Origin of the sequence: uncultured Ruegeria sp. (assembly GCF_947497005.1) — a bacterium.
Taxonomy (GTDB): Bacteria; Pseudomonadota; Alphaproteobacteria; order Rhodobacterales; family Rhodobacteraceae; genus Ruegeria.
In genome coordinates this window covers 130,233-145,305 of sequence record NZ_CANMFF010000005.1, presented here as the reverse complement: position 1 = coordinate 145,305, position 15,073 = coordinate 130,233, and the positions used below count along the sequence as shown (strand labels likewise).

The 15,073-nt window shown below is 56.1% G+C and carries 17 protein-coding genes; 8 read left to right on the top strand and 9 right to left on the bottom strand.

The window, feature by feature from the left end:
- The first annotated feature begins 106 nt into the window (after positions 1–106).
- Positions 107–1,144, top strand: coding sequence for a peptidoglycan-binding domain-containing protein (locus tag Q0816_RS09075; RefSeq protein ID WP_298849640.1), 1,038 nt, complete (start codon positions 107–109; stop codon positions 1,142–1,144).
- 219 nt (positions 1,145–1,363) lie between these two features.
- Here Q0816_RS09075 and tuf read toward each other — a convergent pair whose 3' ends face one another.
- The 3 genes from tuf to parC all read right to left on the bottom strand — a co-directional run bounded on the left by tuf (position 1,364) and on the right by parC (position 5,689).
- Complete coding sequence (gene tuf / locus Q0816_RS09070; RefSeq protein ID WP_298849637.1) at positions 1,364–2,539, bottom strand: elongation factor Tu; 1,176 nt, start codon at positions 2,537–2,539, stop codon at positions 1,364–1,366.
- A 112-nt stretch (positions 2,540–2,651) separates the two neighbouring features.
- Positions 2,652–3,245, bottom strand: coding sequence for a hypothetical protein (locus Q0816_RS09065; RefSeq protein WP_298849635.1), 594 nt, complete (start codon positions 3,243–3,245; stop codon positions 2,652–2,654).
- 95 nt (positions 3,246–3,340) lie between these two features.
- Positions 3,341–5,689, bottom strand: a complete 2,349-nt coding sequence (parC, locus tag Q0816_RS09060) for a DNA topoisomerase IV subunit A (RefSeq protein WP_298849633.1) — start codon at positions 5,687–5,689, stop codon at positions 3,341–3,343.
- A 200-nt stretch (positions 5,690–5,889) separates the two neighbouring features.
- Between parC and Q0816_RS09055 the strand changes: the two genes are divergently transcribed.
- The 6 genes from Q0816_RS09055 to Q0816_RS09030 all read left to right on the top strand — a co-directional run bounded on the left by Q0816_RS09055 (position 5,890) and on the right by Q0816_RS09030 (position 10,156).
- Complete coding sequence (locus Q0816_RS09055; protein WP_298849631.1) at positions 5,890–6,519, top strand: SH3 domain-containing protein; 630 nt, start codon at positions 5,890–5,892, stop codon at positions 6,517–6,519.
- Between the two features lie 69 nt (positions 6,520–6,588).
- The gene (locus Q0816_RS09050) at positions 6,589–7,416 is read left to right on the top strand and encodes an SDR family NAD(P)-dependent oxidoreductase (RefSeq protein WP_298849629.1); all 828 of its coding nucleotides are present in this window, start codon (positions 6,589–6,591) and stop codon (positions 7,414–7,416) included.
- 77 nt (positions 7,417–7,493) lie between these two features.
- Positions 7,494–7,697: a twin transmembrane helix small protein gene (locus tag Q0816_RS09045; protein ID WP_298849627.1), complete on the top strand. Its 204-nt coding sequence runs from the start codon at positions 7,494–7,496 to the stop codon at positions 7,695–7,697.
- Positions 7,698–8,270, top strand: a complete 573-nt coding sequence (locus tag Q0816_RS09040) for a cob(I)yrinic acid a,c-diamide adenosyltransferase (protein WP_298849625.1) — start codon at positions 7,698–7,700, stop codon at positions 8,268–8,270.
- Between the two features lie 198 nt (positions 8,271–8,468).
- Positions 8,469–9,227 carry an electron transfer flavoprotein subunit beta/FixA family protein gene (locus Q0816_RS09035; protein WP_298849623.1) on the top strand — a complete coding sequence of 253 codons (759 nt, stop codon included), beginning with the start codon at positions 8,469–8,471 and terminating at the stop codon, positions 9,225–9,227.
- Positions 9,227–10,156, top strand: coding sequence for an FAD-binding protein (locus Q0816_RS09030; protein WP_298849621.1), 930 nt, complete (start codon positions 9,227–9,229; stop codon positions 10,154–10,156). The genes Q0816_RS09035 and Q0816_RS09030 overlap by 1 nt, the downstream gene beginning before the upstream one ends.
- Positions 10,157–10,216: 60 nt before the next feature.
- Here the strand turns inward: Q0816_RS09030 and Q0816_RS09025 are convergent, their stop codons facing one another.
- The gene (locus tag Q0816_RS09025) at positions 10,217–11,020 is read right to left on the bottom strand and encodes a DUF6473 family protein (protein WP_298849619.1); all 804 of its coding nucleotides are present in this window, start codon (positions 11,018–11,020) and stop codon (positions 10,217–10,219) included.
- Between the two features lie 163 nt (positions 11,021–11,183).
- Between Q0816_RS09025 and Q0816_RS09020 the strand changes: the two genes are divergently transcribed.
- Positions 11,184–12,059 (top strand): 3-hydroxybutyryl-CoA dehydrogenase, encoded by an 876-nt coding sequence (locus Q0816_RS09020; RefSeq protein WP_298849617.1) that lies wholly within the window; start codon positions 11,184–11,186, stop codon positions 12,057–12,059.
- 50 nt (positions 12,060–12,109) lie between these two features.
- Here the strand turns inward: Q0816_RS09020 and Q0816_RS09015 are convergent, their stop codons facing one another.
- From Q0816_RS09015 to Q0816_RS08995, 5 genes are read right to left on the bottom strand one after another with little or no spacing between them, the layout of a single operon-like run.
- Positions 12,110–13,009: a lysophospholipid acyltransferase family protein gene (locus tag Q0816_RS09015; RefSeq protein ID WP_298849615.1), complete on the bottom strand. Its 900-nt coding sequence runs from the start codon at positions 13,007–13,009 to the stop codon at positions 12,110–12,112.
- A gap of 39 nt (positions 13,010–13,048) precedes the next feature.
- Positions 13,049–13,318: an HPr family phosphocarrier protein gene (locus Q0816_RS09010; RefSeq protein WP_298849613.1), complete on the bottom strand. Its 270-nt coding sequence runs from the start codon at positions 13,316–13,318 to the stop codon at positions 13,049–13,051.
- A 16-nt stretch (positions 13,319–13,334) separates the two neighbouring features.
- A complete protein-coding gene (locus Q0816_RS09005) occupies positions 13,335–13,727 on the bottom strand; it encodes a PTS fructose transporter subunit IIA (RefSeq protein WP_298849611.1) in 393 nt (130 codons plus the stop codon).
- A complete protein-coding gene (gene rapZ, locus Q0816_RS09000) occupies positions 13,724–14,617 on the bottom strand; it encodes an RNase adapter RapZ (protein WP_298849610.1) in 894 nt (297 codons plus the stop codon). The genes Q0816_RS09005 and rapZ overlap by 4 nt, the downstream gene beginning before the upstream one ends.
- Positions 14,602–15,072, bottom strand: a complete 471-nt coding sequence (locus Q0816_RS08995; protein ID WP_298849609.1) for a serine kinase — start codon at positions 15,070–15,072, stop codon at positions 14,602–14,604. Before Q0816_RS08995 ends, rapZ begins: the two co-directional genes overlap by 16 nt.
- Position 15,073: the final 1 nt, after the last annotated feature.

The following is a 15,073-nucleotide window of genomic DNA, read 5'->3' as shown; positions in this document are numbered from 1 at the left end:
CAGGGAAGCTTTTTTAGTAACCAAGGTTAACATTTTGACACTCAGATTGCATTTTATGATAATTGTGAATGTTTGAGTTCTTCGGTCCAGAGGTTTGAGACAGACAATGCGATTGCAGTTTTTTTTCCTAGCCCTGGCATTTTGCGCGACTTCCTCCGTCGCTACACCCTCAAACCCTAAATTGGTTTGTGTTCAAGAGAGGTTAAAGGAACTAGGCTATGATGCTGGCCCTTCCGATGGTCTTTGGGGTGGGAAAACTGCCCGCGCCTCACAGCGTTTGATATCGGAATTTGAGGTATTCGCGCCATTACCCTTGCCAGCCCTGACTGAGGCAAACACAAATGAATGGTGTGAATGGTTTGGTGGCGAAATAGTCTCCGGAGTATTGCTGGTTGAGTCTCTGGACGCTAAGAGCTTCACAAAGTTGATCGCGATAACAACGGGTAAAGCCGCTGAACTTCGTCTAGCAAAAAATATTTCTGGTGAAATCGCTGTTAATCTTCCGATTTTTTTTCATGGTGATGACCCCGAAAAGAAAATGGTGGATACAGATGCAATTTGGGTTCGGTATCGCCAATCGATCCCGATCAAATTTTCAGTGTCTACCCGTCCGTTCTCCAAAGATCGCAATGATTGGCGACAGCCTGAAGAATGGATGTACCATTCTGCCGTTATGGACGCTTTGAAAGAGAGATATTCTTGGGAAGGTTTCTCTCTATTTGGTCATTCTGGAGGCGGACATTTATCCATGGCGTTAGCTCAGCAACGTAATGACGTGTATTGTGTCGTGCTTGCGGCACCTAAACTGGCAGTACGTGAGCATTATCGCCAGCATGAAGGCGGGGTACCAAAAAGAGGGCAAAAGCAGTATGACCCACTTGATTACGACATTCCCTCGACAACAACGATTTCTGTCGCGTACGACCTGAATGATGATGTGGTAAAACAGGGTGGCGTATTACCTTTCGTTGCAAAAGCGGAGAATTCGACAGGGGTTCACAAAATCACATCTACAAAAGACGCCGTTAATCACGACTCGAGACTAACATATTTGGAGCAATCTGGATCGGTAGGAAGTGCGCATAATGCTCCAATACACAAGCTCAGCGCACTGTGGCGGAATACTTGCGTTTCAACGGACTAGTTTTTGGGTCTAGCGTGCTACTCTGTTTGTTTCTGAGCCAGGTAAGAGTTCGTAATTTGGGTCGCAAGTTAAAAAATTAGACATGAAGTGGTTCGAAGATAATCCGTTCTTCGAAAACCTTGACAAAAAGGCCGCCCCATGTGGGACGGCCTTCTTTAGTTCAACCGAGTGGGCTCTCATTGCTCTTTCAGAGCAACTGCCGCCCACCGCTTTCCAAAATTATTCTACAATTTTGGAAACAACGCCAGCGCCGACGGTGCGGCCGCCTTCGCGGATGGCGAAGCGCAGGCCGTTTTCCATCGCGATCGGGGCGATCAGTTCAACTTCGAACGACACGTTGTCGCCGGGCATGACCATCTCGGTGCCAGCTGCCAGGGTCACGGTGCCGGTCACGTCAGTGGTCCGGAAGTAGAACTGCGGACGGTAGTTCGCGAAGAACGGCGTGTGACGGCCACCCTCTTCCTTGGTCAGGATGTAGGCTTCGGCTTCGAACTTGGTGTGCGGTGTAACTGAGCCCGGCTTACACAGAACCTGGCCACGCTCAACGCCTTCACGGTCAACACCACGCAGCAGCGCGCCGATGTTGTCGCCCGCTTCACCGCGGTCCAGCAGCTTGCGGAACATTTCAACGCCGGTACAGGTTGTTTTCGAAGTGTCACGGATACCGACGATTTCGATCTCGTCGCCAACGTTGATCACGCCACGCTCAACACGACCGGTCACAACGGTACCACGACCCGAGATCGAGAACACGTCTTCGATCGGCATCAGGAACGGCTGGTCAACGGCACGCTCTGGGGTGTCGATATACTCATCAACAGCCGCCATCAGTTCGCGGATCTTCTCTTCGCCGATTTCAGGGTTGTTGCCTTCCATCGCGGCCAGAGCCGAACCGGCAATGATCGGAATGTCGTCGCCGGGGTAGTCATACGAAGACAGCAGCTCGCGGATTTCCATTTCCACCAGTTCCAGCAGCTCTTCGTCGTCAACCTGGTCCACTTTGTTCATGAATACGACCATCTTCGGGATGCCAACCTGGCGGCCCAGCAGAATGTGCTCACGCGTCTGCGGCATCGGGCCGTCAGCTGCGTTCACAACCAGGATCGCGCCGTCCATTTGCGCCGCACCGGTGATCATGTTCTTGACGTAGTCGGCGTGGCCGGGGCAATCGACATGCGCATAGTGGCGCGCGTCGGTCTCGTATTCCACGTGGGCGGTCGAGATGGTGATGCCACGAGCCTTTTCTTCAGGCGCACCGTCAATCTGGTCATACGCTTTGAAGTCACCGAAATACTTGGTGATTGCTGCGGTCAGCGTCGTTTTACCATGGTCAACGTGGCCAATCGTGCCGATGTTGACGTGCGGCTTATTACGCTCAAACTTTTCCTTTGCCATTCCTCAGGCGCCCTTTTGCGATTTGGGGGACCCTTGGTCCCGTGGTTACATCTGCGCGCGCGAGATATTTGGTTCAAAGCGGAAAATCAAGCACATCCTTGGGGAAATGCACCTATCCTGCCGGATTTTGCGTTAGTTCACTGGAATCGAGCGGTTGGATCAGGTTCGGGCGTTTGTCGAACCAGCCATTCTCGTCGTGTTCTTCGGCCAGCCATTCTTCGACACGGTCGGCAACTTTCAGGGCCAGACCACTCATCTGTTCTTCCTTGGTACGCTCGTGCCCGGACCCTTTCAATGCACTGCCACCTGTGGTGTCTTCCAGTACCTGAAACTGCTTTCCCTTGGCCAAAAACTCTTTTTTCTTCACATCATAGACGTTGACCAGCACAATCGCTGTGCTTTTGGGATTGTAGATCACTGGAATACCCGGAGGGGCCAGCATGTAGCCCTCAAGGCTTATACCGACGTCATATTCCTGCGCGCCCTCATAGCGCCCCAATCGAATATCAACCGCGTTCTGGATGGCTTTTGTCCATTCATCAGGTGTGGCGTCCCGGGATACCGGCCCCTGTACGGCTTTGTCCGCAAAGGCATAGTTTACGCGTAGCTTGAATTCCCCAAGGGACTCGGGCGGCTCGTAAACCTGCGTCTGGGTGCAAGCGGCCATTAGGGCCAGTCCGGTGATCAGCGTCAGAATGCGCAACATGTCTCGTCTCGATAGGCTTGTTTTTTATTGATCTAGCGCACTGATACGGCTTGTGCCAAGTCGTATCAGCAGAATTTCACCATCAGAGCGCCAGATCACGAGAACTTATAGTCCCGTGGGAAACCGTAAGGTGCTTTTTTTCCGACGCCTGCACGTTTTGCCAGCCATTGGGTCATATCTGCCTCATGCCGGGTTTTGTCACCGCCCATAAACCATTTCAGGCCCTCTTCCCAGTTGAAGGTGGTGATATCCGACAGACCGCCATCCAGCTCAAGCGTGCCCTGCCGACCACGCGCCATATTGTACTTCTGCAACCGCACCCCCTTGCCACGAGTCATCTCGGGCAGTTCCTCGGTTGGGAAAACGAGGAACTTGCCGTTTTGGGATACGACCGCCACGTGGTCGCCGTCGACCGGTTTGCAGATCATGGCCGTTTCGCTGCCTTTGACGTTCAGCACTTGCTTGCCATTTCGGGTCTGGGCCAACACGTCATCCTCGGGCACCATGAATCCGTTGCCCGCATCCGACGCCACCAGCAGTTTGCGTCCGGGCTTGTGGATCAGGATATCGATGATCTGCGCTTCGTTCGGAAGGTCAACCATCAGGCGCAACGGCTCACCCATACCGCGCCCGCCAGGCAGATTGGCGGCGCTGATAGTGTAAAATCGTCCGTTCGACGCAAACACCAGCAACCGGTCCGTCGTTTCCGCGTGGAATATGAAGCGCGGACCGTCGCCATCCTTGAACTTCAGCTCGCGCTTCAGGTCGATATGACCGGTCATGGCGCGAATCCAGCCCATCTGAGAGCAGACGACCGTGATCGGTTCCTTGTCGATCATCGCCTCAAGCGGCACTTCCTCGACCCGACCCGCCTCAGCGAATTGAGACCGGCGCGCGCCGCCTTCGTAGTCTTTGCCAAAGGTCTTCTTGGTCTCTTTCAGCTGCTCTGCAATCTTGGCCCATTGGAGGGCGGGATCGGCCAGCAGGTCTTCGAGGTTGGCGCGTTCCAGCATCAACTCATCGCGCTCTCGGACCAGTTCCATCTCTTCTAGACGACGCAGGCTGCGCAGGCGCATGTTGAGGATGGCGTCGACCTGAACCTCAGATAATTCGCCCTCGCCCGGTTTGGGCGTGATGTAGTCGGATTCGTCCGTGGCGCGGACGTGATCAATGCCCCAATCCTCGCGCATCAGCGCGGCTTTTGGATCGTCGTCGTAGCGGATGATGTCGATCACACGGTCAAGGTTCAGGAAGGCGACGATAAAGCCCTCCAACACCTCCAAGCGATGGTCGATCTTGGCCATGCGATGACGCGACCGGCGCAGCAGCACCTCTTGCCGGTGATCGAGGAAGGCACGCAGCACTTCCTTCATCGAGCAGACCTTGGGCGTCACCCCATCGATCAACACGTTCATGTTCAGGCTGAACCGCACCTCAAGGTCCGAGTTGCGATAGAGCATGCCCATCAGCACCTCGGGGTCCACGTTCTTGGAACGTGGTTCCAGGATCAGGCGAATGTCATCGGCGGATTCGTCACGCACATCGGCGAGGATCGGGATTTTCTTGGTCTGGATCAGTTCCGCGATCTTTTCGATCAGCTTGGATTTCTGAACCTGATAAGGGATCTCGGTAACGATGATCTGCCACTGGCCGCGGCCCAGATCCTCGACCTCGTATTTACAGCGAAGCCGGAACGAACCGCGCCCGGTGCGATAGGCCTGCGCGATATTCTCGGGCGATTCGACGATGACACCGCCGGTCGGGAAGTCCGGGCCGGGCACGTAGTTCAACAGCGTATCGTCGCGCGCGTCGGGCGTCTTGATCAAGTGCAGACAGGCGTCGCAAAGCTCGGCGATGTTGTGCGGTGGGATGTTCGTCGCCATACCCACCGCGATGCCGCTGGATCCGTTCGCCAGCAGATTCGGGAACTGCGCGGGCAGCACAACTGGCTCGGTCAGCGTGCCGTCATAGTTGTCGCGGAAGTCGACGGCATCCTCGTTCAGACCCTCAAGCAGCGCTTCGGCCACGATGGTCATCCGCGCCTCAGTGTATCGCGAGGCCGCCGGGTTATCGCCGTCGATATTGCCGAAGTTTCCCTGCCCGTCGACCAGCGGATAACGGACGTTGAAATCCTGCGCCAGACGCGCCATGGCGTCATAGATCGCAGCATCGCCATGCGGGTGGTAGTTGCCCATCACGTCGCCCGAAATCTTGGCGGACTTCCTGAAACCTCCGGTTGCACTGAGTCGCAACTCTCTCATCGCATAGAGGATTCGCCGGTGTACCGGCTTCAATCCGTCTCGCGCATCCGGCAGAGCGCGATGCATGATAGTGGACAGCGCATAGGTCAGATAACGCTCGCCTATCGCGCGGCGCAGCGGTTCAGCCACTTCGCCCCCGGTCTCAGGGGTCTCCATATTGGGGTCGTCGATCGTGTCATTCATATATGATGTGATACGACGCAAGCGCGGCCGGGTAAAGCAAGCAACAAATATTTAGCTGGGGAAAAGTCGCGCTTTTTGCAACAGGGGGAGACAGCCAGTTGATTTCCCCGGTTTTTCGACTCACCCGCAGAAATATGCTAGGCTCTCATCAATTGAATTGCTGCTTATTGTTGATGTTACGATTGCTTGGGGGATGCGCCATGACGCGCCTGATACTTGTTACTTTTGCCGCACTCGGCTGGACCTTTTACGTGATGAGCGGGGGCCCCGATTTTGAACCTCGTGGAGTTCGCACCGCAAAACCTGAACGCGTTGCCGCTGCACCGAAACCGGCGGCCCCGGTTGTCGAACCGGCGTCAGTTGAAGGGTTGGTTACGCGCGCCACAGTGAGACCTTCGGTCGTGGCTCCGCCCGTCACTGAAACCGTCGCCGAGCTGGGCGAAGACGAAACCAAAGCACTGCTTTCGCAGGTTGCGGCAGGCTTGAAGGCAAACCCTTCGCTGTTCAGCGACGAAAGCGTTACTTTGACCCTGGCGTCATTGGAACAAGGCGTGGCAGCTTTGGAACAGGTTACCACCGACGCTGAACTGCCAACAGTTGACTTGCCGCCACTTGCTGAACCCGCCAAGGATATCCGAGAGATATCCGGAACTCGCGTTAACCTTCGCGACGGACCGGGCACAATTTACCCGATTGTCGGCAAAGCCCGAATTGGCCAGCAGGTCGAGGTCTTTGGGGATTCGGGCACCGGCTGGTTGCGCCTGCGCGTGTTGCCAGGGCAACAGGTTGGGTGGATATCGGCATCACTTGTCCGGAAAACAACGAACTGACATCGAAGCGTCATTGCCCTGCCGCAAACCCCGCCATAGCTATTGGCGGGGATCAAGTTCGGAAGGTACATGCAGAAATCAATTCTTATTACGGGATGCTCGTCAGGCATCGGCCTGGACGCAGCACACGGTATGCGTGCGCGAGGTTGGCGCGTTTTCGCATCCTGCCGCCAGCAACGCGACTGTGATCGCTTGCGCGCTCAGGGGTTTGAGAGCCCAAGAATCGATTACACCGATGCCGACAGCATTTCTTCGGGATTGTCATATGTTCTTAAGGCGACGGGTGGCACACTGGACGCCCTTTTCAACAATGGCGCACATGGCTTGCCGGGCGCAGTTGAGGACGTACCAACAGACGGATTGCGCCATATCTTTGAAACCAATGTCTTTGGATGGCATGAACTGACTCGTCAGGTAATTCCCGTCATGCGGGAACAGGGCCAAGGCCGGATCGTGCAGTGTTCCTCGGTTCTGGGTCTTGTCGCCTTCCCATGGCGCGGCGCATATGTCGCCACCAAATACGCCATCGAAGGCCTGACCGACACGCTCAGGCTGGAGCTGCGGGACACCGGTATTCATGTCGTTCTGATCGAACCCGGTCCCATCACTTCGAAACTTCGGGAAAAAGCGATCCCGATGTTCGAAAAGTACATAGACTGGGAAAACTCGGCGCTGCGGGACAGATATGAAGGCTCACTGCTGAAACGCCTTTATGAAAGCAGCGGGCCAGACCGGTTTGAATTGCCCGCCTCTGCCGTTACAGACAAGCTGGCCCATGCGGTCGAGGCACGACGCCCCAAGCCACGCTATTACGTGACCACTCCGACATATATCGCAGGGGTCCTGCGCCGAATTCTGTCCACAAAAGCCACTGATCGCATCCTTTCGGATATCTGAGACGATATTTCCCGTTCGCTTTTCGACGCCCTGACGCTAGATGGGTGATAATCGAAAAAACCGGACGGTGACTTCAAATGGACCTTTTAATGGTCATACTGCTTTTGGCTATGGCGGCGGTTGTCGTTGTGTTGGCCCTGGGCATCGCGAATTTCGGCAAAGGCGGCATGGAAGCGGCAAAGAAAAGCAACAAGATGATGCGGCTGCGCATCCTCTTTCAGTTCATCGCCGTGTTGCTGATCATTCTTTTCGTATATTTGCGCGGACAAGGAGTTCAATAAATGGTCGTACTCAACAAAATCTACACGCGCACAGGCGATGGTGGGAAGACCGCTCTGGGCAATGGCGAACGCGTGGCAAAGTATTCAGGTCGTGTTGCTGCCTACGGCACTGTGGATGAATTGAACGCCTTTGTCGGCGTAGCACGGACCGAAGCCGAGAGCGTTGTCGAAGACGCCCTGTCGCGGATTCAAAATGATCTGTTCGATCTGGGTGCTGATTTCTGCCGCCCAGACATGGATAAGGATGCTGAAGCCGACTATACGCCCTTGCGTATCGTACACAGCCAGATCGACCGGCTGGAAACCGAGATTGACGCAATGAACGAAACGCTGGAACCGCTGCGCAGTTTCATCCTGCCCGGTGGCTCGCGTCTGGCAGCACAATTGCACGTGTGCCGCACTGTGTCGCGCCGGGCGGAACGGCTGGCGGTCGAACTGGCGAATATGGAGCCCGTCAACGATGTGGCAGTCAAATACCTCAATCGTCTCAGCGACTGGTTTTTTGTTGCCGCCCGATGCGCCAACAACAACGGCAAGAACGACGTTTTGTGGGTTCCGGGTGCGAACCGCTGATGACGGCGTGATGAAAGCTGGGGCTAAAGGCAATAATCTTTCGTTCCATTGCGTAAAAACAGCAAAACGCGACGTCCCGACACTATGACGTGACGATTTTGCTCTGTTGTGCCACGACAGCAAGCGCTATCTAGTCCGTCGAGAGCATTGGTGGAGTCGCTACGCGGCTTACCGTTTTTTTGAGGAGAAAGCGCTACAATGAAGGTACTGGTGCCTGTCAAACGCGTGATTGACTACAATGTGAAGGTCCGCGTGAAAGCGGACGGTAGCGGTGTTGATCTCGCCAATGTCAAAATGTCGATGAACCCGTTCGACGAAATTGCAGTTGAAGAGGCGATCCGCCTGAAAGAAGCAGGCAAGGCTGACGAAGTCGTTGTTGTTTCGATCGGTGTGAAGCAAGCGCAGGAAACCCTGCGTACCGCGCTGGCCATGGGAGCAGATCGCGCAATTCTGGTTGTTGCCGCTGATGATGTTCACACGGATATCGAGCCGCTGGCTGTTGCCAAAATCCTGGCCAAAGTGGTCGAGGAAGAACAGCCCGGTATCGTTCTTGCTGGCAAGCAGGCGATCGACAACGACATGAACGCAACCGGCCAGATGCTGTCGGCCCTGCTGGGCTGGTCGCAAGGCACTTTCGCGTCCGAACTGGACATCGATGGTGACAGCGCCAAGATCACCCGTGAAGTAGACGGCGGTCTGCAAACCATCAGCGTCAAGATGCCGACCATTGTCACTGTTGACCTGCGTCTGAATGAACCGCGCTATGCTTCGCTGCCCAACATCATGAAGGCGAAGAAAAAGCCGCTGGATGAAAAAACCGCCGCCGATTACGGCGTCGACGTCACTCCGCGTTTGGAAGTCGTCAAAACCGAAGAGCCGCCGGCACGTGCCGCCGGTATCATCGTAGGCTCTGTCGACGAGCTGGTTGAGAAACTCAAAGAAGTGGGGGCTGTGTAATGGCTGTACTTCTGCTTGCCGAAGTCAACAATGGCGAACTGGCGCTGGACGCGACCGCAAAGGCCGTGACCGCCGCAAAAGCACTGGGTGACATCACCGTTCTGGCCGCTGGTGGTTCCGCCGCCGCTGCCGGGGAAGCCGCCGCCAAGATCGACGGTGTCTCCAAGGTTCTGGTGGCCGAGGATGCTTCGCTGGGTCACCGCCTGGCGGAATCTACCGCGGCCCTGATCGTGGGTCTGGCCGATGGCTACGAGCACATCGTGGCGCCAGCCACCACCGACGCCAAGAACGTGATGCCGCGCGTGGCAGCCCTGTTGGACGCGATGGTGATCTCGGACGCCTCCGGCGTGGTTGACGGGTCGACCTTCGAGCGTCCGATCTACGCGGGCAACGCGATCCAGACCGTGAAATCGAACGACGCCAAGAAAGTCGTCACCATCCGGACCGCCAGCTTTGATGCCGCGGGCGAAGGTGGTTCCGCTCCAGTCGAGACCGTCGCAGTTGGCGAAAACCCGGGCCTGAGCTCGTGGGTTGAGGACAAGGTAGCCGAAAGCGACCGTCCGGAACTGACCTCGGCTGGCGTTGTTGTCTCGGGTGGCCGTGGTGTCGGCTCGGAAGAAGACTTCAAACTGATCGAAGGTCTGGCTGACAAGCTGGGCGCCGCCGTTGGCGCATCGCGCGCTGCCGTTGACTCGGGCTATGCCCCGAACGACTGGCAGGTGGGTCAGACCGGTAAGGTTGTTGCCCCGGACCTCTATGTCGCTGTCGGCATCTCGGGCGCGATTCAGCACTTGGCCGGTATGAAGGACAGCAAGGTCATCGTTGCGATCAACAAGGACGAAGAAGCGCCGATCTTCCAGGTTGCAGACTTCGGTCTGGTCGCCGACCTGTTCAACGCCGTGCCGGAACTGACCGAAAAACTCGGCTAATCCCAGTCAGACGTTTTCGACGACCAATCTTGCAAAGGCCCGCCCGGACGGCGGGCCTTTTCAATCCAGATCCCGCACTGCAGCCAACAGTTTCCCGGCAATCTCTCTATGTGCAGATGGGCCGATCATATGTTCAGCGAGCGGCAGTTGCAGCGTGCCGAACAACAGATCTTCAATCTCATCGGACTGGGCAGACACACAGACCGAACATTCCACTACATTGGCACATAGCGGTCGAAGTTGGTCGATCATGATGGCGTCCGGCAGGACAGGATCGCCATGAACACCATCCTGCCGTCGCACATGTAGCCAGAGAAGAATGACAGGAGGCTCGATTCGCCGTATCACCTCTGATGTGGTTCGAACCCATGCCTCTCGCAATTCCTGCGCGATGACTTCGAAACGCGCATCCTGCTTGGCCCGCAGCCGTTCCAGCAAATGTCTGACGAAGTGGATTTCCGTAAAGTCGACATCGGGGTAAAGCTGCAACAGGTCGCACGAAGGCTCAAGAAACCGATCATTGCGGCGCGGATGTACGCGATAAAATCGGTTCGACTGGCACGGCACATCCGGCACCTGCAACACGCATAGATCTGACCGATTGACCAGTTTCAGCACCCCCGGATCGGTGATTATCGCCTCGGCTCCGCAGAACAGGCTGCCGAAGTTGACACATTGGTGTCCCAACTGTTTCTCAAGCACTGCCGGAAAGGGATATCCTACGAAGCGGCCAAAGGTCTCTTCCCCGCCAAGGCAGGCCACAAAAGGCGCGTCCAGTGTGCCGGCTGGCCCTCGGAACCAGAGTTTGGAGCCCGCGTATTGACAGACAGCCTCTCCACCGCTGTTTGATTGATGAAAGCTCATATCAAGCCCCCCGTTTTTCACCCGGTTGCCATTTTGCGGCCTTAGGTATTGAGATTTTCCTAATGCGCGCATTTGAAGCGAAATTGACGGGTTCGATCCTCTTGCCGCCTGCCCCAGTCTGCCGATACTGTCGCGCTATCCTCCAGGGCAAAGGCAGCTGAACATGGAAGTTAAATCGGTCGGGGTGATTGGCGCGGGTCAAATGGGCAATGGCATTGCCCATGTCATGGCTTTGGCGGAATACGAAGTCTTGCTGCACGATGTCAGTCAGGATGCTCTGGACAGCGCAATTTCCACAATCGAGGGAAACCTGGCGCGACAGGCATCGCGCGGCAAGATTGCGGACGAAGCGATGCAGGCTGCCCTGAAGCGGATTACGACCACGCTGGAGCTTCCGCAACTGGGTCAAACTGATTTGGTTATTGAGGCCGCAACCGAGCGGGAAACGATCAAGCAGGCGATTTTCGAAGACCTCCTGCCGCACCTGCTACCTCATACGATTCTGACATCAAATACGTCGTCCATTTCGATCACACGCCTTGCAAGCCGCACAGACCGGCCCGAACGATTCATGGGGTTTCACTTCATGAACCCGGTGCCGGTAATGCAACTGGTGGAATTGATCCGGGGCATCGCCACGGATGAAGAAACCTTCAGCTCCTGCAAGGCAGTGGTGGACCGATTGGGAAAAACGGCTGCCAGTGCTGAAGATTTCCCGGCCTTCATCGTGAACCGTATCCTGATGCCGATGATCAATGAGGCGGTTTACACGCTGTATGAAGGTGTCGGAAACGTTCAATCCATCGACCAGTCTATGAAATTGGGTGCGAATCATCCCATGGGACCGCTTGAGTTGGCGGATTTCATCGGGCTGGACACCTGTCTGGCGATCATGAACGTGCTGCATGACGGGCTGGCCGACACCAAGTATCGCCCCTGTCCACTGTTAACAAAATATGTCGAGGCCGGGTGGCTGGGGCGTAAGACCGAGCGTGGCTTCTATGATTACAGGGGCGAGGTTCCGGTGCCGACGCGCTGAGGGGGTCAGCCCCTTCGCCCGGGTTATTCTTAGCCTGATGAAGACACAGATCAGGTCTGGTTCGGCTTGCCCAGAGACATTGTATGATCCCTAAGCCACGCCATGAAACCGCGCGGATCGCGTTCCAGTAGTTCCATGTCCTGATCCGAAATCGTGTCGCCAATGACCGGCGAGTGAGGTTTGTTGCAGGACTGGACGATCTCATGCAGCAGCAGACCCTGCCGCAGAATTGCCGAGATACGGTTGGCGATCTGATACCAGCGGGAATTGCTGCCCGGAAAGAAAATCGGCACAACACGCGCGCCCGAACGGCGGATCATCTTCGCCGTAAACACATTCCATTCACGCTCTATGGCGGGACCGAACCAGTCGTCAGATGACATCACAACACCGGATGGGAACAGTGCCACAACGCCACCATTTTTCAGGTGTTCCATTGCCTTACCCCGCATTTCCAGCATCTTGGCCTGTGCCTCGGGGTCGTGCGGAAATGGAACCGGGATCATGAAAGACGTCGCCGCTTCGTCCAGCCCTGTCAGGACCGAACGGGTCAGGATACGGTAATCACTGCGCACCTGGCCGATCAGCTCGGCCAGAATCATGCCATCCACCATGCCATGGGGGTGGTTGGCCACGACAACCACGGCGCCGGTTTCAGGAATGCGAGCAATCTGCTCCTGCGGAGTGGTCAGATCGATACCCATTGTCTTAAGCGCACCGCCCCAGAACCGCTGTCCACGGTAGTTTTCGTTCTTTTTTTCGAACTTGTTGACCATGCGCAGAATGGTCAGCTTGCCTGTGCACCATTCGATCGCGCGAATGGCAGTCGAAGTCCAGACATCGTCGAACGAGTTCGCGTACGTCAGAGTTCTACGATCGTAGATCTCACCCTGATCTGCGGTCCCATCCACCACCGGGCTTGTCTTGGTCTCGTGCGTTGTTTCCGCCAATTCCTGGTCTTCCCGTTCTTTCTGTCCCGGCGGGGTGGCTTAGAACCCCTCTCCGAACTTGTCGTTCACAAGCGTTTCCAGAGCTTCTGCCAATGCCTCAGCATCCGGCCCGGACGTCTCGACGTCAATAGTTGTTCCACGCGAGGCTGCCAACATTAAAAGGCCCATAATACTGTCTCCGGATGCAGAAAGTCCGTCTTTTGAAACCTCAGCATATGCATCGAACCCTTCTACTACCTCAACCAGCTTTGCCGAGGCGCGCGCATGCAGGCCCTTTTCATTGATTATCTTCAGGCTTCGGTTAGTCATATTCAATAATCCGCTTTTAATCTAATGTCACATTCTGCGCATTGATATATTTCCGTCCAGCCTCCATCGCCTGGCGGACGGCATCACCAATGGGCAAGTGGCGGCTTTTGGCCAGTTTGATCAGCATCGGCAGGTTTGCTCCATATAGGATGCGCCGATCCTGAGGCGCGCAGGCACGCAGGCTGAGATTCGAGGGGCTGCCGCCAAAGAGATCGGTGACGACAACAACACCATCCCCCATGTCGACTTCGTCTGCGGCACGGCAGATTTCGGCCTGTTTATTGTCCCGGTCATGGTCCGCTTCAATCGCAATGGCCACAAGGTTGGGCTGCGGCCCGACCACATGCTGCGTGGCGGCCAGGTATTCCTGGGCCAATCCCCCATGCGCAACGATCACAATTCCGATCAATCCGACCTCACATTCAACGACCGACGTTCCATCTCGCGATGCCTAACTGCCACTTGCTGCCCGTCTTCCGCAAGAGCCTTTGCAACGGCTTCAGCCAAAGCGACAGATCTGTGTTGCCCACCCGTACACCCGAACGCCACGGAAAGATGCGCTTTACCCTCGGCCCGAAAGGCTGGCAGCAGCAGAATCAACAAGTCCAGCACACGTTCATAAAACGGTAAGTAGTTCGCGTCTGACTGCACATAGCCCGCGACGTCGGGGTGTCGACCGTCCGCCGCCCGAAGCTCGGTCCGCCAATAAGGGTTTGCCAGAAAACGGCAATCGAACACCATGTCCAACCCGCGTGGAAGACCGCGTTTATAGGAGAAGGATTCGACGGAAACCGCCAGATGTCGCCTGCCTTTGGGTGCAAACCAGTTCTCGACCTCATCCCGTAGCTGATGCACGTTCAGAAGGCTTGTATCGATCAGCGTATCCGCAATCTCACGTATAGGCGCCAGCAGCTCTTTTTCACGCTGGATACCGGTTTCCGGGCTGGCATTCCTGGCGACCGGATGCCGTCGTCGGGTTTCCGAAAATCGGCGCACCAGAACATCATCGCTGCAATCCAGATACAGAACCGTCAAATCGACCTGCGCCATGCGACCCAGCTTTTCGGCCAGTTCTATGAAACCGATGGTCGAGAAGTCGCGATTTCGGGCGTCTATACCCAAGGCCATCGGGCGATCACTGCCCGCACTTTCAAGCAGCCGCAACAAAAGCCCCATCGGCAGGTTGTCGATGGCCTCAAAACCTAAATCTTCCAACACATGAATGGCGGTCGATCTGCCAGCACCCGACGGGCCGGTCACCAATACGATCCGCCTTTGCGATATCATTCGTTCGGCCATTCCGGGGTCACACGCCCATCTCTTGAAAGCTGCATTAAAGCTGCTGCCAAATTGGGCACACCCGCGCCCCGAAGCAAGGGAACAGTTTGCCTCAGAACGGAAATAGTCGTCTGTTCCGGCAACCGCTTCGTCTCATTCTGAGACAAATCCACAACATAGCCCAAAGGGACCGGCCCGGAAACTTCTGCTTTGATCAAACCGACATACCGCGCCTCGATCAAACCACCTATCTGTGGCGCGGCATCTGCAAAAACCTGCTGCTGCCGCATCTCAAGTTGAACCCGGTCATCGGCAACCAGCTGCGCCCCGAAGGCCATCATTTGCAACGCCAGTCCGGATTTCCCCGAACCTGATGCACCGATGATCAACACACCGCACCCGGCCACTGACACGCACGAGGCATGGACGCAGGCATTGTCCTTTTTCCTGGCATCTGACAGCAATACGGCTTGCATG